The 20,858-nt window shown below is 33.0% G+C and carries 24 protein-coding genes, 1 pseudogene and 1 riboswitch; of the genes and pseudogenes, 15 read left to right on the top strand and 10 right to left on the bottom strand.

Annotated elements, in window-relative coordinates; translation table 11 throughout:
* The first annotated feature begins 102 nt into the window (after positions 1 to 102).
* On the top strand, positions 103 to 741 hold the full coding sequence (gene pcp, locus MHI13_RS00975; protein WP_070548043.1) for a pyroglutamyl-peptidase I: 639 nt from the start codon (positions 103 to 105) through the stop codon (positions 739 to 741).
* 53 nt (positions 742 to 794) lie between these two features.
* Here pcp and MHI13_RS00970 read toward each other — a convergent pair whose 3' ends face one another.
* Positions 795 to 926, bottom strand: a complete 132-nt coding sequence (locus MHI13_RS00970) for a hypothetical protein (RefSeq protein ID WP_340761057.1) — start codon at positions 924 to 926, stop codon at positions 795 to 797.
* On the opposite strand from MHI13_RS00970, the gene MHI13_RS00965 reads away from it, so the two are divergent.
* The 6 genes from MHI13_RS00965 to MHI13_RS00940 all read left to right on the top strand — a co-directional run bounded on the left by MHI13_RS00965 (position 902) and on the right by MHI13_RS00940 (position 6,484).
* Complete coding sequence (locus MHI13_RS00965; protein WP_054105657.1) at positions 902 to 2,464, top strand: nickel ABC transporter substrate-binding protein; 1,563 nt, start codon at positions 902 to 904, stop codon at positions 2,462 to 2,464. The genes MHI13_RS00970 and MHI13_RS00965 overlap by 25 nt on opposite strands.
* Positions 2,457 to 3,416 (top strand): ABC transporter permease, encoded by a 960-nt coding sequence (locus MHI13_RS00960; protein ID WP_048679943.1) that lies wholly within the window; start codon positions 2,457 to 2,459, stop codon positions 3,414 to 3,416. Before MHI13_RS00965 ends, MHI13_RS00960 begins: the two co-directional genes overlap by 8 nt.
* Positions 3,406 to 4,173, top strand: a complete 768-nt coding sequence (locus MHI13_RS00955) for an ABC transporter permease (RefSeq protein WP_070548046.1) — start codon at positions 3,406 to 3,408, stop codon at positions 4,171 to 4,173. Before MHI13_RS00960 ends, MHI13_RS00955 begins: the two co-directional genes overlap by 11 nt.
* Positions 4,140 to 4,913 (top strand): ATP-binding cassette domain-containing protein, encoded by a 774-nt coding sequence (locus tag MHI13_RS00950; protein WP_048679937.1) that lies wholly within the window; start codon positions 4,140 to 4,142, stop codon positions 4,911 to 4,913. Before MHI13_RS00955 ends, MHI13_RS00950 begins: the two co-directional genes overlap by 34 nt.
* On the top strand, positions 4,900 to 5,526 hold the full coding sequence (locus tag MHI13_RS00945) for an ATP-binding cassette domain-containing protein (RefSeq protein ID WP_002449241.1): 627 nt from the start codon (positions 4,900 to 4,902) through the stop codon (positions 5,524 to 5,526). The genes MHI13_RS00950 and MHI13_RS00945 overlap by 14 nt, the downstream gene beginning before the upstream one ends.
* A 154-nt stretch (positions 5,527 to 5,680) precedes the next feature.
* Positions 5,681 to 6,484 (top strand): CPBP family intramembrane glutamic endopeptidase, encoded by an 804-nt coding sequence (locus MHI13_RS00940; RefSeq protein ID WP_048679934.1) that lies wholly within the window; start codon positions 5,681 to 5,683, stop codon positions 6,482 to 6,484.
* Positions 6,485 to 6,588: 104 nt separating this feature from the next.
* Here the strand turns inward: MHI13_RS00940 and MHI13_RS00935 are convergent, their stop codons facing one another.
* Together MHI13_RS00935 and MHI13_RS00930 are read right to left on the bottom strand one after the other, a co-directional pair.
* The gene (locus MHI13_RS00935) at positions 6,589 to 7,275 is read right to left on the bottom strand and encodes an NDxxF motif lipoprotein (protein WP_070548049.1); all 687 of its coding nucleotides are present in this window, start codon (positions 7,273 to 7,275) and stop codon (positions 6,589 to 6,591) included.
* A gap of 72 nt (positions 7,276 to 7,347) precedes the next feature.
* Entirely contained in the window at positions 7,348 to 8,175 is an 828-nt protein-coding gene (locus MHI13_RS00930; protein WP_070548052.1) for a CPBP family intramembrane glutamic endopeptidase, read from the bottom strand.
* A gap of 147 nt (positions 8,176 to 8,322) precedes the next feature.
* Between MHI13_RS00930 and nagB the strand changes: the two genes are divergently transcribed.
* Positions 8,323 to 9,054: a glucosamine-6-phosphate deaminase gene (gene nagB / locus MHI13_RS00925; RefSeq protein ID WP_049334913.1), complete on the top strand. Its 732-nt coding sequence runs from the start codon at positions 8,323 to 8,325 to the stop codon at positions 9,052 to 9,054.
* Positions 9,055 to 9,105: 51 nt separating this feature from the next.
* On the opposite strand, the gene MHI13_RS00920 is transcribed toward nagB, so the two are convergent.
* Both MHI13_RS00920 and nagA read right to left on the bottom strand, forming a co-directional pair.
* Positions 9,106 to 9,348 (bottom strand): hypothetical protein, encoded by a 243-nt coding sequence (locus MHI13_RS00920; RefSeq protein WP_017175592.1) that lies wholly within the window; start codon positions 9,346 to 9,348, stop codon positions 9,106 to 9,108.
* A gap of 131 nt (positions 9,349 to 9,479) precedes the next feature.
* Positions 9,480 to 10,634 carry an N-acetylglucosamine-6-phosphate deacetylase gene (gene nagA / locus MHI13_RS00915; protein ID WP_017175591.1) on the bottom strand — a complete coding sequence of 385 codons (1,155 nt, stop codon included), beginning with the start codon at positions 10,632 to 10,634 and terminating at the stop codon, positions 9,480 to 9,482.
* A 407-nt stretch (positions 10,635 to 11,041) separates the two neighbouring features.
* Between nagA and MHI13_RS00910 the strand changes: the two genes are divergently transcribed.
* The 4 genes from MHI13_RS00910 (at position 11,042) to MHI13_RS00895 (ending at position 13,548) form a co-directional block, all read left to right on the top strand.
* Positions 11,042 to 11,299, top strand: a complete 258-nt coding sequence (locus tag MHI13_RS00910; RefSeq protein ID WP_070548055.1) for a hypothetical protein — start codon at positions 11,042 to 11,044, stop codon at positions 11,297 to 11,299.
* Positions 11,300 to 11,463: 164 nt separating this feature from the next.
* The gene (locus tag MHI13_RS00905) at positions 11,464 to 11,961 is read left to right on the top strand and encodes an HTH domain-containing protein (RefSeq protein WP_017175589.1); all 498 of its coding nucleotides are present in this window, start codon (positions 11,464 to 11,466) and stop codon (positions 11,959 to 11,961) included.
* 73 nt (positions 11,962 to 12,034) lie between these two features.
* Positions 12,035 to 12,742, top strand: a complete 708-nt coding sequence (locus MHI13_RS00900; RefSeq protein ID WP_017175588.1) for a hypothetical protein — start codon at positions 12,035 to 12,037, stop codon at positions 12,740 to 12,742.
* A 14-nt stretch (positions 12,743 to 12,756) separates the two neighbouring features.
* Positions 12,757 to 13,548, top strand: coding sequence for a hypothetical protein (locus MHI13_RS00895; protein WP_017175587.1), 792 nt, complete (start codon positions 12,757 to 12,759; stop codon positions 13,546 to 13,548).
* A gap of 58 nt (positions 13,549 to 13,606) precedes the next feature.
* Here MHI13_RS00895 and bioB read toward each other — a convergent pair whose 3' ends face one another.
* The 4 genes from bioB to MHI13_RS00875 form a co-directional block, all read right to left on the bottom strand.
* Entirely contained in the window at positions 13,607 to 14,572 is a 966-nt protein-coding gene (bioB, locus tag MHI13_RS00890; RefSeq protein WP_017175586.1) for a biotin synthase BioB, read from the bottom strand.
* Positions 14,573 to 14,821: 249 nt separating this feature from the next.
* Positions 14,822 to 15,751, bottom strand: coding sequence for a carbamate kinase (arcC, locus tag MHI13_RS00885; RefSeq protein WP_049382256.1), 930 nt, complete (start codon positions 15,749 to 15,751; stop codon positions 14,822 to 14,824).
* A 21-nt stretch (positions 15,752 to 15,772) separates the two neighbouring features.
* A complete protein-coding gene (argF, locus tag MHI13_RS00880) occupies positions 15,773 to 16,771 on the bottom strand; it encodes an ornithine carbamoyltransferase (RefSeq protein WP_048761618.1) in 999 nt (332 codons plus the stop codon).
* A gap of 178 nt (positions 16,772 to 16,949) precedes the next feature.
* A complete protein-coding gene (locus tag MHI13_RS00875; RefSeq protein ID WP_231451771.1) occupies positions 16,950 to 17,951 on the bottom strand; it encodes a PTS sugar transporter subunit IIC in 1,002 nt (333 codons plus the stop codon).
* Here MHI13_RS00875 and MHI13_RS00870 point away from each other — a divergent pair.
* Both MHI13_RS00870 and MHI13_RS00865 read left to right on the top strand, forming a co-directional pair.
* Positions 17,911 to 17,994 (top strand): annotated as a pseudogene (locus MHI13_RS00870) (hypothetical protein); the annotation flags it as partial. The gene MHI13_RS00875 and the pseudogene MHI13_RS00870 overlap by 41 nt on opposite strands.
* Before the next feature lie 322 nt (positions 17,995 to 18,316).
* Positions 18,317 to 18,418, top strand: a riboswitch (TPP riboswitch).
* A 60-nt stretch (positions 18,419 to 18,478) separates the two neighbouring features.
* Complete coding sequence (locus tag MHI13_RS00865) at positions 18,479 to 19,390, top strand: ABC transporter substrate-binding protein (RefSeq protein ID WP_070548058.1); 912 nt, start codon at positions 18,479 to 18,481, stop codon at positions 19,388 to 19,390.
* Between the two features lie 227 nt (positions 19,391 to 19,617).
* On the opposite strand, the gene MHI13_RS00860 is transcribed toward MHI13_RS00865, so the two are convergent.
* Positions 19,618 to 19,881: a hypothetical protein gene (locus MHI13_RS00860; RefSeq protein WP_070548061.1), complete on the bottom strand. Its 264-nt coding sequence runs from the start codon at positions 19,879 to 19,881 to the stop codon at positions 19,618 to 19,620.
* Between the two features lie 504 nt (positions 19,882 to 20,385).
* Here MHI13_RS00860 and MHI13_RS00855 point away from each other — a divergent pair.
* A complete protein-coding gene (locus MHI13_RS00855) occupies positions 20,386 to 20,817 on the top strand; it encodes a universal stress protein (protein ID WP_000475805.1) in 432 nt (143 codons plus the stop codon).
* Positions 20,818 to 20,858: the final 41 nt, after the last annotated feature.

The raw sequence follows: 20,858 nt of genomic DNA, 5'->3' as shown, positions 1-20,858 counted from the left end.
CATATATCTTTTAAGTTGCCTTGTATCATTATTTATTTAATGATGTAAATAAATGTTTTATATTTTATTTATTAAACTGTAAAAAATTAAAGGAGAAGCTTTATGAATATTTTAGTAACGGCATTTGATCCGTTTGGCGGAGAAAAAGTAAATCCGGCATTAGAAGCGGTCAAACAACTGGACCCTACCATTGGGGCACATACCATTACAACTTTAGAAATTCCAACCGTATTTCACCAATCAAAAGATGTGATTCAACAAGAATTAGAACGCCATCATTACGACGTGGTATTATCTATCGGGCAAGCAGGGGGACGTTTCAATATTACACCTGAACGCGTAGGCATTAATATTGATGATGCACGTATTGCGGATAATAAAGGAAATCAACCCATTGATGTTGCCATTCATCCAGATGGAGCGCCAGCTTACTTTTCAAGTCTTCCTGTTAAGGCAATGACCGAAGCAATTAAAAAAGCGGGTGTTCCAGCAAGTTTATCGAATACCGCAGGCACATTTGTCTGCAATCATGTGCTTTATCAATTAGGTTACCTTGCAGATAATTATTATCCTAACTTACGATTTGGCTTTATCCATGTTCCTTTTATTCCAGAACAAGTCATAGATAAACCTGATACACCTTCGATGTCTTTAGATACGATTACAAAAGGACTTACAGCAGCAATCAATGCGATTTCAGACCACCCTGATGTTAAAGTAGCTTTAGGAGAAACACATTAGAAAATAAGATGATTAGTGATATGTAAGATACAATTTCTATAATTAAAAAGATTTTATTTGTCTACAAAACATATAATTTTGTAGACATTTTTATTTTCAAAATAAATGTTTCCATGTATCATTAATAAGTAACGAATATAAATTGAAAGAGGTTTTAAATTTGAAAAATCATCTGCTTTTGTCATTCGCAATGTGTGCCTCCCTACTATTAACTGGATGTACACATGATCAACATCAACACAAAGAAGTGAAAGTATCTCTTGCACGAGAATTTAACCCGACCCAGTTAGATGCACAAGCGTTTGATGTTCCGATGCCTGTCTACAGTGCAATATATCAACCTCTTGTTACATATGGAGAAAATGGAAAGATTGAGCCTGGTTTAGCTAAATCTTGGGAAGTATCTAATAATGGAAAAGATTATACATTCCATTTAAAACACAACATTAAATTTAATGATGGGTCAACTTTTAACGCAAAAGCAGTCAAATTTTCAATTGAACGTGCGAAAGCAACCGATAAAACGAATCCTATGGAAACCTTGGATAAACTGAAATCGGTCACTCTTAAAGATAACTATACCGTAGACATTCATTTAAAAACACCATCTAATCAGGTATTAAATGAGTTATCACAAGTCCGCCCCCTTCGTATCATGAGTCCAAATGCCGTCAAAGATGGTAAAACGACAGGTCAATTTGAAAAAGCGATTGGTACAGGTCCATTCAAAGTAGCAAATTCAACAAATGAGACTGTGTCTTTTAAACCAAATCCATATTATCGCAACCATCATCCACTGGATTACGACTTAATATTTCAAACTATTGAAGATAGCGATTCACGACATCTTGCGATTGAAAGTCACTCTATCGATATTACTGGGGGATCTCTAGGACATTTGACTCCTCAACAAATCAAGGAATCATACCGTAATCAAGATTTAAAGGTAAAACAATATCCAAGTACAGAAACACAGTTCATGGCCTTTAATCCAGAAGTCATGTTCCTAAAAAATAAAACAATACGTGAAGCAATTAGTAAAGCGATTAATACTGATCATTTATCATCAAATAAGCAGCTTAAAGGATTATTCCAAGACGGCGTAGAATTCGTGAATGACACAAATCAACAAACCCATTCATATAATCCCACTCAAGCAACACGCTTACTAGAACAATTAGGCTATAAAAAAAATGATCGGGGCTACTTTGAAAAAAATGGACGAGACCTTTCTTTAAAATTAGCGCTTCAAACTGATGAATTTCCTGAATGGAAAACAAAAGCAGAAATTATGCAACAAGATTTGAAAAACGTAGGTATTCATTTGGATATTAACGTTTTAGATGCCCAAACGTATTATGAAACACTCACTATCCGAAAAGATTATGATCTTATTTTCTATCGTTCTTATACGAATGCGCTCATGCCATATAACTTTTTAAATGCACGCTTTAAGCAAGACGGAAATAAGCCTGGCATGTTCGCAAACGATGTTCAGCTAACAAAAATGCTTAACCGCTTCTCAACCATTACCAATAAGGATGATCAACAACGTGCATTTAATCACATCTTACATCGCATCGATCAACAATATCTTGAAGTGCCGATTGCTTATCCAAACGAAGTGTTTGTTACAAGTCCTAAGATTAAGCAATTCGAATTCTCGGGACAAACGGATGCACCCATTAATTACGATAAATTGAAGGTATCTCATCATGATTAGTATGATTAAACATTTACTTAAACTTATATTATATTTCATTATTATTTCGTTTATCTTATTTGTGCTACTTGAACATACAACTGGAAATCCAGCAATTCAATATCTACATGAACATGGTGTGGCACAAATTACAGATGAACGAATTAAGATGGCTCAAGATAAACTTGGGTTAAGCCAAGCATTGCCTATTCGTTATTTACAATGGCTAGGTCATGCATTTACAGGAGATTTAGGCACGAGCTTTAGTAACGGCGAGCCTGTCACTGATCGTATTGCTAAAGCCGTTGCTCCTACCTTGAAACTTATTTTTATCTCAGCCATCATCTTATTTCCACTTGGCTATATTATTGGCTATCTCTGTGGAAATTATCCTAAGAAAAAGTGGTCTACATTCATATTACATGCGTCTCAAGTGGTGACATCACTACCAGAATATTGGTTAGCCATTATTTTTATTTACTATTTCGGTGTGAAATGGCATCTTCTACCATTTGTTGGAAGTTATAGCTTTGAATACTTCATTCTACCTATCGCTATTTTAGTCTTGGTTGAAGGGAGTCATATGGTTTTACTTAGCAGTCATCTATTTAAACGTACACTTCGTAAGGAAGCATACCAACTTGCCTCATTACGTCAGTTTAAATTAAAAGATCGTATTTACGTACAAGTTAAAGACATCTTAGCGCCATTACTTACGATTACAATTAATAATTTTATTCGTTTATTCAGTCGAGTCATTATTTTAGAAGTCATTTTTAGTATTTCAGGGTTAGGAAAATTGCTTATTATTAGTATTAATCTTCGGGATTATCCACTCATTCTAGGTATTCTAATGATGATGATTACAATCATTATGATATTGAATTTCCTGGGTGATATTTTACTAGAAAAAAGTGACCCTCGTTTGAATATGTCGAAAACGTTAGGAGGGCGAGTAACGTATGAAGATTAAACGTTTCATATGGCCTATTACGATAGTCATTTTAGTTATACTCGCTTATGTCCTATATGATAAAGCAAATCAAATTCATCAATCTCAAGCATTACGTCCTCCAAGTTTACATCATTTACTTGGTACGGATGATTTGGGTAGAGATTTTCTAACACGACTATTTGTAGGTAGCTTGATTACACTTGGTCTTACTGCATTCATTATGATAGGGACAATCGTGCTTGGACTGATTATTGGTCTTATTTCAGCTATGGTAGGTAAATGGTTAGATTCTATCATTATGGCACTTGCAGATATGTTAATCGCTTTACCAGCTATCATTATCGCGCTTGTCGTCCTTGGTTTTATTAATAATTCTGTAGTAGGATTATGTCTTGCACTCATCATCGGCTGGCTCGGTCGCTATTTGCGGTATTTCAGAAATTTAGCACGTGACACGATGACACAACCGTTCATTAAATTTGCGCCACTTAGTGGGATGTCGAAGTTCCAAGTTACAATACATCACATTGTGCCACATCTCATCAGCGACATTATGGCACTTGTTACTGCAGATTTTGGTAAGTTAATGTTAAGTATTTCCGGTCTCGCCTTTATTGGTTTAGGAGTAAAACCCCCTATTCCTGAATTAGGCGCCATTTTACATGACGGTAAAAGTTATTTCTATTCTGCGCCCTGGTTATTTATCTTTCCAGGTGTCTTATTAGGAGGGTTCGCACTCATATGTCAAATACTCAATCGTCGTCACCTACATTAGATACAGTCCTTTATATCAATGATGTATCTGTTTATCACAAACATGAACCATTACTTAAACAGATACATTTAAAGATTGAAAAAGGAAGCTTTCATTGTTTAATTGGAGAAAGTGGGAGTGGTAAATCTTTACTTACACGTACTGTACTGAATATGAAAGAAGATGATTTAACCTATCGTGGTGAGATTCATCTCGATTTAACGCAAACGGATGCAATGTTCCAAGATGCGAATCGCAATTTTTTCCAAAATGTTCGTATCAAGCGACACTTTGATGCATTGTTTGACTCTATGTCATCTTCATTAACACGTGATCAACAAAAAGCATTTGTATTACGTCAATTTAAACATCTCGGATTGGACCAACCTGAATCCATTTATTATCAGTATCCTTTTGAATTGAGTGGTGGTATGGCACAACGAGTTGCACTTGTCATGGCTATTGTAAGAGAAGCACAGTTTTTAATTGCAGATGAACCGACTAGTGCGCTAGATCAAAACAATCGTCATAGTTTAATGGCTCTACTGCATCATGTAGTGACAGAACATGATATGACAGTGCTATTTGTAACTCATGATTTAAACTTAGTCTTAAACTATGCAACACATATCAGTGTCATGCTAAACGGAAACATTGTAGAAACAGGGCGTGCTTCTGATATTTTACGTGATCCTCAGCATGCTTACACGAAGCAATTGATTGAACTAGCTAATAGGAGATATCAATATGTTACAGATTAAACAGTTAAATAAAGCTTTTTCTAATAAACAGATATTTAAAAATTTTAATTATACATTAGAGACACACGATCATTTATTGATAAGTGGCGTAAGTGGAAGCGGAAAGTCTACTTTGGCTCAAATTATTGCAGGATTAGATTCAAATTATCAAGGTACACTCATATATAACGATTTAGAACTTGGCCATATTTCACAACACAAATGGATGAAACATATCCAATATGTGCCTCAATATCATTCGAGTACACTTGATCCAAATAAAACAGTTCATTGGATATTAAAACAACCTTTAATTCATTTTCATTATCCTAAAGCTATACATGAGGACAGAATAAAAGAAGTCATGTCGCAATGTAAGTTAGAATCACAATTACTTGGTAAAAAAGTGAGTACTTTAAGTGGTGGCCAATTCCAAAGGCTATGGATAGCAAAAGCTTTGCTTGTAGAACCAGATGTCTTGATTTTAGATGAAGCAACAACAAATTTAGATATGGTGAACGAAGATATCATCTTACAAATGTTAAGAGAATTTCAACATTTACAGTTAATTATCATTACACATGATTCATATTTATTGAAAGCTTTACCTGGTAAACATTTAAATATTGGTTAATTCAAAATAAAGAGTGGGACAACGAGTTTTGTCTCACTTTTTTCATAAATAGTTCAAATATTTTATAAAGTAAGTTGTAGGTTGAAATCAGAGTATGTTATGTTCAAGTTGCAGTATACGTAGTTCAAATAAAAACATTAGAGGTGATACAATCATGACTCAACAAGGTATTACAGAAACACGTATGCATTCAGATTCAAATCTTGACTCTCATTATCATAAAAAAGATGAACATTATCCTAAAGGGAATCGCTTCTTAAATGTTCTTATTTTTATAGGATGGATGTTACTTGCTCAGATTCCTATTGTTCTTATTTTATTTATTACTAATTTTTCTGCAAAAATGGATGTTACAAGTGGAACACTAGCAACATTATTATTTATGCTGTTAGCCGCTGTCGTTATTTGGCTGGTTAGACGTTATTATCAACGGCATACATATGAGCCAATTAAACCGTTTAAACGCAAAGATATTATGATTAATATCGGATGGGCACTATTACTTCGCGTTATTGTCATTGGAATGAGTTTTCTAATGATGGCAATAACAGGTCAAGCACAGACAGAAAATGATAAGGCATTACTGGGTAACTTTCAAGGCGCGAAACCTTCTCCCGATCAACTTGGACAAGCGTTTCCTGTCATAGTATTTGCACTTACCCTTACGTTTGTAGCTCCCTATTTAGAAGAATTAATTTATCGAGGTATCTTTAAAGAGACACTATTTAAACGTAGCAGTTTTTGGTTACCATTTATTTTATCTTCACTTATTTTCGCTTCTCAACATGGTATTTCAAATTGGGTAGCTGTTTTAATGTATATCACAATGGCGATGATTTTTTATCTCGCTTATCATCGTCGTCATAACGTTAGAGATAGTATGATGGTTCATATGATTCATAATGGCGTGACGGGTATTGTGATTATTGTGAGTTACTTTATCGCAATGTTTAGCTAAAAAAGTATACCAGTTAAATGAAGTCGACAACTATCTCGCCAAAAAAGGAGTGGATCGGAATTCATTTTGAATTCATCGGCCCACTCCTTTTTTAATTCATTCGATTAATCTATATCAATATGATTTGAATCCTCATTAAACGCTTCAGTTTTAATATTTTTATCTTCCAAGAAATTTGCAATATCTTGTTTTTCTCGATCATTTACAATGTCTTGATCTTTATTCACTTGCTCAATATCATTAAAAATAGATGTATCATCATCCGATTTTAATGATATTTCTAAACTTTTTTGCTCTATGCGATTGGCTGTTGAAATATAACGACTTATTTTATCAGTATAGATCACATAGTCATTATTTGGCATCTGATTACTTTGAATGTATTGTCCAAAATTTGTATCATTCTCAGTCTCTAATTGAACAAGTTTTTTTAATTTATTTACTTCTGTATTGGATAACTTTTGATTGGAATATAATTTCATTTTATATGTATTCATCGTATCATTGATTTTTTTATCAATGTTAATATACTTTTTAATATCTTTTTTAATCGTTTTTTCAGAAATCTGTGTATGTCGTACTGATGTTTTTTCAAAAACATGATCTGGTATCTTTGTATCTGGTTCTAGACTGATATCTTGATCATCAGAACTTTTATTTTCCTCTGTTGAATGTTCTTCTTGTGTATCCGCTTTGTCCGAATGGTCACTATTCTCTTTAGACAATCGATGACATCCCACTAAGCCAATAGATAATATGAGAATAAGCATTACTACCACTATCTTTTTCATAACTTTTCTCCTTAACTACGTTTATTTATCTTTACTTTAAGTATAGAACAATTACGACTACTTTTGAATGCGTTATAAGTTGCTATCTTTATATGGACTACGGCACATTAACAGAACAATAATCACAATGGTATAGCCTATGGTAGAGACGATAGATGTTTCAAAACCAAACTGTCCTCCCGTAAGCACCATATTTTTAAAACGTAAAACATATTGAAAGACGTTATAGTCAGTTTCTTTTGTAGTGATATAAACGACTTGAAAGACATTCCAAAAGAAATGTAAGGTGATACTCGCCCAAATGGTGTTAAATCGATATGTTGCTATACCAAACATCATACCAACTAAAGTGCCACTAGCTAACAATAAAAGGAAACTTGTAACATTTAGAGCACCATTCAATAAATGAATCACACCAAAGAACAGTGAAGTAACAACGATTGCTATTCGAATGTTCGTTTTCTTTTCAATATAGCCCATTAAAAGACCTCGACACACTATTTCCTCGACAATAGCACCAGCTGCAGCTTGCATAAAAATAATGTAACTCAAGTCGTGTATCGTCTTACTGATTGAGTTAAAATGATGTACTTTAAAATCTCCCGGTATAAAAATAAAGTAAATCGCATATACTACACACGGTAATGCAATCCCTAAAATCCAATAAATCGGATGAAATACAGGTTTTGTAATTCGATATGAAGATAGCGCCTCTTTAAATACATGAGTAATTATCCATCTTACGATGAAAAATGTAAGTAAAATATAAGTGATACTCGATAAAATTGTTCCAATTCCATAAAATGGTATCAATGTATCAAATAATAGCGCAATCGTTTGAGAAATAACCATAATGATTATCGCTAAAAGAAACATACTAACAATTTTTATTATTTTCATTTTTATTCTCCAATATAAGTGATGTATATAGATTATGTTAGCACAATCGATTGTTTAGCAGTTGGTTGGGTATAATGTTTATGTAGAGAATTTATGAACAATGCTTTTTCATATTGGAATTCATAAACATATGGAGGCGTTTAGATGATGAAATTGATCAATTTAAAAAACAAATCTATCGCAAGTGATTATGTAGCAGTTGAGTTATTAAAGTTAATACAAAGTACGCCGACAGCTACTCTTGGATTAGCGACAGGTAATACGATGACAGAAATCTATCCACGATTATCTGAATTATTAACGGCAAATCGTGTGAATTTAAATGATATTAAAACATTTAACTTAGATGAGTATGTGGGTCTTAATTCATCACACCCTCAAAGCTACTACACATATATGCATGAACTTTTATTTAATCATAACGAATGGAATGAAGATCATATCTACATTCCAAGAGGAGACGCACCTGATCTTGAAGACGAAGCATATGCTTATGAACAGCGTCTATTCTCTATAGGACAACCCGATATTCAATTATTAGGTATTGGAGAAAATGGCCATATCGGTTTCAACGAACCAGGTACATCTTTTGATAGTCAAACACGAGTTGTAGATTTAACTGATTCTACGATTAAAGCAAATAGTATTCATTTTGATACGATTGATGATGTTCCAAAACAAGCCATTTCTATGGGATTACAATCTATTATGCGCGCAAAACGTATCATTTTATTAGCTTTTGGAGAACGTAAACAAGAAGCTATTGAGCGTTTAATGAATGGTCCGAAAACTGAAACATTACCTGCTTCTATTTTACAAACGCATCCGAATGTAGACATTATCATTGATGATGTCATATTTAATTATTTAAACCACTAAAAAGGACAGAACGCTTGAGTTCTGTCCCTTTTAATATATTAACTTTACTTCTTATGGATGTTTAAATAATTTTAAAAGCAATGAAATAATGATACAAACTATCGCAATAATTGCGAAAGTAATCAAGAAAATTAAATCCGTTTGAGTGAAATTCACACTGATATCTGACCAACTTTTAAAAGAACTATTATAAAGCGCATTGACCACTACAACCGCTAATAAAGCAATGACCGATAACCATCCTAAAGTAGTAAAGAAATTTTTTGCACTTGGAAATCTTAAATCATTTTGCATTATCTATCCCTCCTTTACTTAGAATTCATATATTATGTAGATTTACTATGTATATACACTAAACTTCATATATATAAACCTAAAAAGATAAAGAGATACTAAATTATTCATTTTTCACCATGCGAGTAGTCTTAAAAATGATGAATGGTACCTGATTTAATCGTTGTATCTACTTGTATATGGTCGTCTACAATTACGATATCTGCATCTTTTCCTATGCTTAAGCTCCCTTTTTGCTTATCAATATTAAGCGCAATGGCCTGATTTAAACTTGCCACTCGCCATAAGTGGTCTAAACTATCATGCGTAAATTGAATTAAATTATGCAGTCCTTCATTCATTTTTAAAATACTGCCTGCAAGTGTGCCATTTTCTAAACGTGCTTCTTTCCCTTTAACAATCACATTTTGTCCACCTAAATCATACTCACCATCTTTCATACCTTTGGCACGCATGGCATCTGTAATTAAATACATGTGAGTAGCTCCTTTTTGCTTATATGCAATATCTACAGCAGCAGGATGTGAATGAATCCCATCACCAATAATTTCAGTGTTTAAACTTTGATTGGTCCATGCGGCACCAAACACACCTGGATTCCGATGTTCAAAAGGTGTTGCAGCATTGTAAAGATGCGTTACATGTTTCGCACCTCGTTCTACCGCTTCATTTGCTTCTTCAAATGTGGCAACAGTATGTCCCATTGAAAAGATGATATCATCACGCAATTCATTTAACGTCTCATGAGCACCTTCGACTTCTGGGGCAAAAGTAATGATTTTAATTAATCCTTTCGCTACCTCTTGAAAATGTCGAATTTTTTCAACAGTAGGACGTTGTACATATTTAGGGTTTTGTGCCCCTACTTTGTGTTCAGAAATAAATGGTCCTTCTAAATGTACGCCACCGATTTCAGCCGCTTCACCTAACGTTTGATTTTCATAACAAGCGACAATATTGTTCAATGCTTTTTCAATATTCTCATCAGATTGCGTCATCGTTGTTGCTAAAAATGTTGTTGTACCTTCAGACAATAATTGTTTAGCTAAATGATTTAAGCCGTCATACGATGCATCCATCGCATCTTCTCCATAGCCACCATGAATATGAATATCGATAAAACCTGGTAACACATGCTTTCCTGCTACATCTATTTGATTTAAATGACCTTTATAATCACCTTTTTGAATATCACTAATTTTGCCATTTTCTACGACAAGATACCCTTTTTCAATAACTTGTGCTTCCGTATAAATTCTTCCATTTGTAATGACATATTGAGACATGATACCCCTTCTTTTCTATAAAATTTCTTATCATTTCAAAGATATTATATCATTTCATATTGTCATCATTAGGCAATTTCTTCTTTTGGAAAAAATTTTCAAAAACGTCATTAAATGATTATATATATTCTTCTCAAACAAGACTATTCTATAAATGAAAAAGATTTGATATCAGGATAAAGAAGAAATATCAATGACAAAAAGTCTCGCGCATGAATGCGCGAGACTTTTATATACCATTTCTAAATTTATCTCAATATCGTGCCACCCTTACCTCAATTGATAAGAGTGGCATTTTTTTCATTATGCTGATTTCTATTTCTTAAAAGTACCTCCCCTTCTAATAATAAAGAAGTCGCCTTGTCAGGCGCCTTTAGTTTCCAACGTGAGAAATGGAGGTGAATGACATGATATATCACGAAATCATTACAGAACTCAATAATCTAAATGAAACGCCACAAACGATAATCGCTCAATATGCACGTATTGAATTTGGTCAATCATGCACTAACGATGAAACATTATTAAACTGCAATTTCACTAAAATCTTTCACAAATTGAATCAAAATCATACACTACGCCCTTATTTAAAACTCATATCGACTAATCCATCTGAATTAATAGAATGGTTCATTCTTTATTCATATGTCCTGGGAAATGACTAGGTTAGACACGATATAACTAACTTGAATTTTCAAATTTAAATAGTACGCCATTTAAAGCGAAAAATACAATTTTTATAAAATAAAAACTTTTAAAGAAATGACCTATCATGTCTAAGGTCGTTTCTTATAATAAATTTAGGTTTTGTGAAAGGAAGCTTTCGCCTATGGAACAAGCATTTAGAGTATTAAATATCTACGATAAATTATTAAAAAATGAAACAGTCAACAAATTAGAACTTGCAACAGAATTTAATGTGAATCCTAGAACGATTCAACGAGATATAGATAATATTCGACATTATCTATATGAATCAACGCTGCACTCAGATCTTGAGTTACAAATTCAATTTGAACAAAGTAAAAATAGCTACTTTATTAAACGTTCTCCTAAATATTCACATCAAGATGACTTACGTGTTCAAGTGACATATGAAGTGACATTTAAGCTATACGAAACGTTAAAAATACGTGATGACATTAAAATTTTAAATAAAAACGATAAAACATATGACGTTCAAATGAATTTAAATCCTAATGAAGCAATTGACTTGTGTTTTCAATATCATCGCTCGTTACGATTGATTTCTCCTGATCATCTATTAAAACAATTCACCGTAGAACTTATCAAACTACAAATGATTTATCTAAGAAATGAAGTATGACCTCATAACATGTAGGTTGTAATATATACATCCTACATGTTCATTTTAAAAATTTTATTAAGGAGCTGTTACTATGAAAAAATTCAAACCTTTCCTCATCATAATGAGCTTAGCAATATTCACTTTTTCACTGACAGGATGTAGCCAAAGTATCGAACATAAAAAAGATATTTCTATTAAAGATATTATTAATGATAAAAAGGAACACTTTTTATATACCGTAAGTAATTCCAATGGAGAATCAAAAGTAGATTGGATATACCTCACGAAAGCCGGCAAGATGAAAATGATTGCATTCGATGATTCTTTAGAAATTCCACCTAGCTTAATTAGTAAGTTAGATGCCAACGAAGTCAAAAAAACACTAGATAGTAAAGACGTTGACTATGACGAAACACCTTATCAAGATGTTAAAAGCTATATAGAATTAACCACAGATAACGGAAAACCTTTATTCACATTACTAACTACAAATAACATTTCTAAAAAAGATTTCCAAAATGATATTGGTAAGGCGATGAATCAATCCGCTACCGACAAAGATAGTTTTATGTTTTATACAAGCGTTGAAACAGGTCAATCTCAATATCCCACTAAAAATGTAGAGTATATTGGAACCTTTACAGCAAATCCTTCAGCCCTTAGAGGAGATGATGCGGATGATGACGATTATAAATATACAATGATTAAATTAGATAATAAACATCAAAAACTCGTTGACCTCTCACCTAAAGATAAAGACGTTACACAAGTTAAATTCTCAGATTTCAATATGGAATAAGGAGTAGTTAATATATGTATCAAACAAAAGAACAGTTAATGTCAGATATCGCATTATTAATTAAAGCACATGATCAAAAAGAGTTTCAAAATAAACTCATTCGTCAAGAAGAACAAGAGATAAAACACTTAACATTAAAACAAGTCAAAAAGAAAAACATGTTAATATTATTATTACCGAGTCTTGTGATGATACTCATATCATTGTTTATCTATCACTCAACTAGCCTTATGATGATTGGACTCATTTTACTTATCGTCTGGTTCGTCAAAAATAAAAATATCAGACCTGAAAACAAATCAATTACTAAATCGAAAGGATATAAAAAAGCTGAAAAAGAGCTGAAAGATCAACCCGATATTCAACAGCATCAACATAATATTCAACGTCATCAACACACATTAACTGATATACACCACACTGTAGCAGCTTCTAAAGCCCAACAACGTATTCCAAAAGCTTATACTCACATTCATTCTTTACGTTCAATGTTTAGTTATCTTTATAACCAACGCGCTGATACTTTAAAAGAAGCTATTAATTTATATGAAACAGAATCACATCAAGCACGTATGGAAGGACAACAACAACAAATTCTTTCTACTGTTACTCAAACAAGTGTAGATGCTAAAGCAGCAAAATACGCGTCAGAATTAGCAGCATCCAATTCCCAAGCATCTGCAATATGGGCAGAAAGAGCGGCACATAGCGCTAGAGCAGCCAATGAAAATGCCGCAGAAGCTTCTCAAAATGCAAGTGCAGCAGCAACTCATGCGTATAAAGCAAGAAAAAATACTGAAAAATAGATATTAAATAAAACACCTTCTAACCAAAACTGCTAGAAGGTGTTTTATAATATGTTCACTACCCGTCTATCTCAAATCCCATATCTTCAATCATTTGGTAATCAAGCTCATTAGGTTGTCCGCCTGTTACTAAATAATCGCCTACAAAGATAGAATTGGCTGCTTGAAGTGCAGTTGCTTGAAGTGAACGTAAATTGACTTCACGACCACCCGCAATTCGAATTTCTTTAGTAGGATTAATCAATCGAAACAGAGCTAAGATACGTAGACACTTTGTTGGAGATAACAAGTCTAACCCACCAAACTTGGTACCTTTAATCGGATGTAAGAAGTTTACTGGAATACTGTCTGCATCAATCTCTTTTAACGCAAATGCCATATCGATAATATCTTCATCTGTTTCTCCCATGCCACAAATCACACCAGAACATGGTGAAATATTATGTTCTTTCATAATTTCAACCGTATTCACTCTATCTTCATATGTATGTGTTGAAACAACTTCCTCATGGTAACGTTCACTTGTATTTAAATTATGATTATAGCGATCAACACCGGCTTCTTTTAATTGTGTCGCTTGTTCATCATCGACTAAACCTAAACACGCACAAATTTTAAGTTGTGGATGAATAGCTTTAATATCTTCTACCGTATCACAAATATGATTTACTTCTTTATTCGAAGGACCACGTCCACTCATTACAATACAATACGTTCCAATTTTATGGTCTGTCGCGACTTGTGCCCCTGCTTTAATTTGTTCTTGGTCCACTAAAGCATAACGTTGTTTTTCTTTCATTTTGACAGATTGACCACAGTAACCACAATCTTCCGGACATATGCCACTTTTCGCGTTTAAAATCATATTCAGTTTTACTTTTTTACCGTAATAATGTTTTCTTACTATATAGGCTTCATTTAATAATTCAAACGTATCAATCGTTTCGTCTTGAAATAGACTTAGACACTCTTCTTTAGTTAACGCTTCTCCATTCAATACACGTTCTGCTAGATTTAATGTCATGATGTTTGTCACTCCTATCTTTTAAAATACACTAATAAAACTCATAATTGTAAACTTTATATAATAATAAGTTTACATTATTCTTTGATTAAATCAAAGGATGTTTTAAAATGAAATGGTCTATGAATATAACCTCAGACAATCCGAAGTAGAACTTGTAACTATTAGATATTTGAGTAACTCATAAAAAAACTTGAGCCTACATATGTAAAATACATATATTAGGCTCAAGCGATTTAATATAACTATTTATTTTGTAATACGTGTACCAATTTTACCTTCTAGCGCATCATTTAAACCTGATAAAGAAGTAATCAACACACTACCTTTGGGATTCTTTTCAATAAATTGAAGAGCTGCTTCTACTTTTGGCAACATACTGCCTTTCGCAAATTGATTATCGGCAATATATTCTTTCATATCATCGACTGTAACGTCACTTAGTCCTTCTTGATTGTCTTTTCCGTAATTAATATAAACATAATCAACGGCTGTTAAAATCATTAATTGATCCGATTGTAAATGAGCTGCAAGTAATGCACTTGTCTTATCTTTATCAATGACTGCATCGACACCTTGATAACGACCTTGTTCCTTAACAACTGGGATGCCGCCGCCACCAGCTGCAATCACAAGCGTACCATGTTTAATGAGTGTTTCAATACTATCAAGTTCAACAATATTAATAGGTTGAGGAGAGGGCACAACGCGACGGTACCCACGTCCTGCATCCTCCATAAATGTATATCCTTTTTCTTGTCTCATTTTATCTGCTTGTTCTTCTGTATAAAATAAGCCAATAGGTTTCGTTGGATGTTGAAACGCTGGATCATCGTTTGCTACTTCGACTTGTGTCACGAGTGTTACAACTTCTTTATTGATACCTAAAGTATGGAGTTCGTTAAGTAAGCTTTCTTGCATTTGATAGCCAATATACGCCTGACTCATTGCGCCACATTCAGGGAATGGAAAAGGCGGGCCTTGTTCATGTTCTGCTGCATAATTTAATCCTAAATTAATACTTCCCACTTGTGGTCCATTCCCATGACTAATGACAACTTCATATCCTTTGTTTATTAAACCAACTAATGATTGAGCTGTTCCTTTTACAAGCTCTAATTGTTCTTTCGGTGATTCCCCTAAAGCATTGCCACCTAATGCGACCACGATTTTAGACATCCATAGGTCCCCCTTTTTTCTCTATTCGCCTAAAGTTGCCACCATTACTGCTTTAATCGTATGTGCTCTGTTTTCGGCTTCTTGAAAGACAACAGAACGATCACTTTCGAAGACCTCATCTGTGACTTCCATTTCATTCAAACCATATTTTTCTTTAATTTGTTTACCAATTTCTGTTTCTGCATTATGGAAAGCAGGTAAACAGTGTTCAAAAATGGTATGTGGATTGCCTGTTTTTTCTATTAATTCTTTTGTTACACGATAAGGTTCTAATAATTTAATACGTTCTTCCCAAGTATCGTCAGGTTCACCCATCGATACCCACACATCTGTAGCAATCACATCCGATCCTTTCACCCCTTGGTCAATATTGTCAGTCACTAAAATAGTACCGCCGTTTTTATCAGCCAATGACTGACATGTTTTTAGTAACTCATCTTTAGGTCTTAACTCTTTCGGACACACAAGATGGAATGTCATTCCCATAATAGCTGCGCCTTGCATCAATGCATTTGCCATATTATTGCGTCCATCACCAATATATGTGAAATGAATGTCTTCATAAGGTTTTTTTAATACTTCTTTTGCAGTTAAAAAATCAGCAAGCACTTGTGTTGGATGATCTTCATTCGTTAAACCATTCCAAACCGGAACACCAGCATATTCTGCAATTTCTTCAATAGTACGTTGAGAAAATCCGCGATATTCGATACCGTCATACATCCCACCTAAAACACGAGCCGTATCTTTAGCCGTTTCTTTTACTCCCATTTGTGTACCTGTAGGCCCAAGATACGTCACATGAGCACCTTGATCATAAGCTGCTGTTTCAAACGCACAACGTGTGCGTGTAGAATTTTTTTCGAAAATTAAAGCGATATTTTTACCTTTAAGTTTTTGTTGTTCAATACCAGCATATTTTGCACGTTTTAAATCTTCAGAGAGATTAAGTAAGAATTCCATTTCTTTTTTTGAAAAATCAAGTAATGTTAAAAAATTTCTATTTCTTAAATTTTGCATCTTAGCCCACTCCTTTGTCAGAGATTTAGCATTTAAAATTCAATACACATGATGTGTATGAACGTTACAATATGTGTAACTTTTTATTATATTATTACACAAAAAACATAAGATAGAAAATTTAAAACATACAACAAAAAACTTCTTTGCCATATTTTGACAAAGAAGTCACTCATATTTATGCTGTTTTAACTTTTCTTTTTGCTTCACGATCTATCATATCTTGTTTTGTAACAATCGGATATTTTTTGAATACAAGAGAACCAAGAAAACCTGCTAAACCACCCACAATGGCCATTACAACACCATAGATAATCACTTTCATTGGACTATTAAAACCAAACATCACTAAGAATCCTGCAATGGGTGTTGCTGTACCTGTTGCGTCATTGATCATACCAGATAAAGCGATAATTAAACCTGCAACAGCTCCTCCAAAGAAGTTTGTCACATACACTGGTATCGGATTAGCAGAGACAATATCAGCTTGAGATAACGGTTCAATACTTACTGAAATCGTTGACTTACGATCTCCTAATTTTAAACGATGGAACAGCGTACCATTCATAAATGCCGAACTAAATGCAGCCATAGCACCAATGGCCATTGGCACGCCAGTTAAACCAAGTAATGCGGTTAAAGCCATTGAACTTAACGGTGCTGTACCTACAACCGTAATAATGCCTCCAAGAATAATCCCCATAATAATTGGATTTGTGTCCGTACTACTTTTAATAATGTCACCAATTTTTAGTAATGTATTATTCACTACTGGCGTTAAACCCGTCGCAATTAAACGTGCAAGTGGTGCAAGAAGAACGATTGAACCAATAAGATCTACACCATCTGGAACATATTTTTCTGTATATTTCATAAGATAACCTACAATATACCCAGCAAAGAACCCTGGAAGTAAGTCTAAACCACCACAAGCAGCTCCGATAACTAATGCATACACAGGTGAAACACCAATAGCTAAGGCAGTTAACCCAGCAGCAGCGACACCACCAAGACCTCCCGCAGCGTCACCTAGTTGTTCTAAAAATTTAATACCAAATACTTCTCCACCTACATATTTGTTAAAAGCTTCTACTAAAAATGTCGCAATGGCTGCATTAGCTAAAGCTCCCATCGCACGCATACCACTAGGTGCTTTATATGTAAATAACGTAAAAATCACTAAGACTAAAACTAAAAACAACGTACCAATTAATAAATCCATAATCTACTGTCATCCCCTTATATTTAATTTAGATGTGAGGTATGGCTTCAAATCAGACAATATCTCACTACTTACTTTCTTCCTTAGTAGACAGTTTACTAAAAAACGAAATATATTTCACGGAATTTTTTAATTTTTTAAATTAAATTGAAAATTCCGTTTATTTTTTACTTAATTACTTCAAAATATATCTATCTTACACATTATGAAATGATCGACAAAATGATATAAATATACAAATGAAATAATCTGATAAAGTAAATGTAAACAAAATATCAGATTTAATTAACCTAGAATATATGTTATGTTAATGTATATAACAACATATTCACTAGGGGTGCGATTGATTGCTGAGAGAAAGTACTTACTTTCAACCCTTAAACCTGTTGGTTAGTACCATCGTAGGAAAGTGACTTACATATTACTTGACGTCTTTCAGTATTCACTTTTTTGCGTAGAAAATTGAGTTATTGGAGGATTTTCTTATGGAAAAATTAAGAGTTGGTTTAGAATGGTTTTTAAATCCTGATCACATGCCATTAATTTTAGGTATAGAAAAAGGATGGTTTAAGGAACAAAATTTAGAGATTGAGATGATTGAACCTGAAGAACATTTTGATGCTTTAGATGAAATCGAAAAAGGTACAATGGATATCGCAATTACAGAACCTATCCATTTAGTAGAAGATAAAGCATCCAACCAAAATGTTGTAGGCTTCGCAAGATTCTTACATACCAATGGCGGTATAATGTATAAAAAAGATAAAGGTATTAAAACACCAAAAGATTTAATTGGCAAACGTCTCCAGTATCCAGGAGCTCCAGGTCTTGGTGGTATTGCTATTGCAAAAACCATGATTGAAACTGATGGTGCTCAATATACAGATGGTGATATTATACCAGTAAATAATAGTTTTTATCATACTGATGCATTGTTAAATGATAAAGCAGATGCAGCAACACTTATCTTTGAAAACTTTGAAATTTTAGAAGCAAAAAGTAAAGGATTAAATGTCGATTATTTCGCATTAAAAGATTACAATGTTCCTGACTTTTGCCAATTAATTTTTATCACTACCCCTGATAAGTTACACTCTGAAGAAGAAAAAATCAAAACATTTATTAAAGTTATACAAAAAGCAATTCAATACATTAAGACTAACCTTGAAGAAGCAATTAGTATCTATTCTTCATATACGAATACAGACGTAAGTGAAGATTTAAACAAATCCACAATACAAGCCACAGCAAAATGTTTCACTAACGATTTATCAATGAGTTCTGACTTTTACAATGATTTACAATTATGGTTAAAAGAAACAGGTAAAATTAAAAAAACAATCGAACCTAAAGAATATTTCACAAATCAATTACTATTTAGTAGATATGCTAACTAAACTCAAGTTTATATTCAGAGTCTCTACAATTTTTAAATTGTAAGAGACTCTTTTACTTCTAAAATATTGCCATTCTCTTCAATATCTAAATATATTTCTTCATTTTTAGCATTGCCGCTACCTAGAACTGAACTACTTCATTTTTCCTTAATTGAGAAAGAACATGTAAGCTGTAGCACCAGTAACGCCACCAGATATGCCGTCAATAACAGCATCAGTAGCTGTACCTAAAGTACATTTATACCAATTTGTTTTGTCGTCTTACCATCTGATAGTGTTAAGATTTCATTATCATTTATTTTACCAGTAATATTACTATCGGTAATAGATAAATGTAGAACACTTTTATTTTTTTGAGTTAAGTTACTAATACCATCTTGTTTGTCAGCTGCATGAATTTGATTAGCATTAGATACTACTATTGGAGCTACAACAGACTCTGTTACAATAGATACACTTAACAATACTTTTAATAACATATATTGCTTCATACCTAAAATGCTCCTTTTTAATTATTCATAAATTCATATTATCAAAATGTTACATATATTAATTAAAAGATTCTCAAATGTATCAACATAGTTCTCAACTTCTATAGGAGCAAATATTGCTAGACCAATAGGAGCGGGATTAGATTTAGTAGTCGTTACAGGCATATTACTCTTGTCTGAATAGAAATTTTTCAGTGGTAAATCTGCTACTGATATTGTTAAGGATAAAGCTAATGAAAAAGTGAGCGTCATAAGAAATTTTGTTATGTTGAAGAGTTTCAAAAATTTAATGTCTGATAGCATTAATAATGTAAAACATTTTGGGACATCCATCAGTTCAATATTTTCATAAAGGTGGCTAAATGCTCTAAAAAAGTATCTTAAAATTTCAAATAGTGGTTAGCTATATTTTTTACTTTGCAACAGAACCAGAATAAGTATATATATTTAGGGTATATATAAGTAATAGACATCTAAATAATAAGTAATAGGAGGCTGGTGTAGATGTTCAAAAATATATTATTACCCTATGATTTCGAAAATGATTTTAGTGCTATCCCTGACTATTTAGAAAAAGTCACCGATGAAGATTCAGTTGTTGTAATTTATCACGTTGTAACAGAAAATGATCTTGCAATTAGTGTCAAGTATTATAATAAGCATAAAGAAGATATTATTAGAGAAAAAGAAAAAAAACTCACTCCATTTTTACGTGAATTAGAAAAAAGAGATATTCAATATAAAATAGATGTAGATTTTGGGCATATTAAAGATACAATCTTAGAAAAAATTACTTCTGGAGATATAAATAATGGTGAATTTGATTTAGTAATTATGAGTAATCATAGAGTCGATTTGAATATTAAACATGTTTTAGGAGATGTTACACATAAGATTGCTAAAAGAAGTTCTGTCCCAGTACTAATTGTTAAATAAATATAAGAAGTAAGAAATTTATTAATTCAAAAAGCCTAAAT

It is taken from the genome of Staphylococcus sp. FSL K6-0223 (assembly GCF_038008285.1).
The sequence above is the reverse complement of the archived record's forward strand: the minus strand, read 5'-3'. Positions and strand labels throughout refer to the sequence as shown.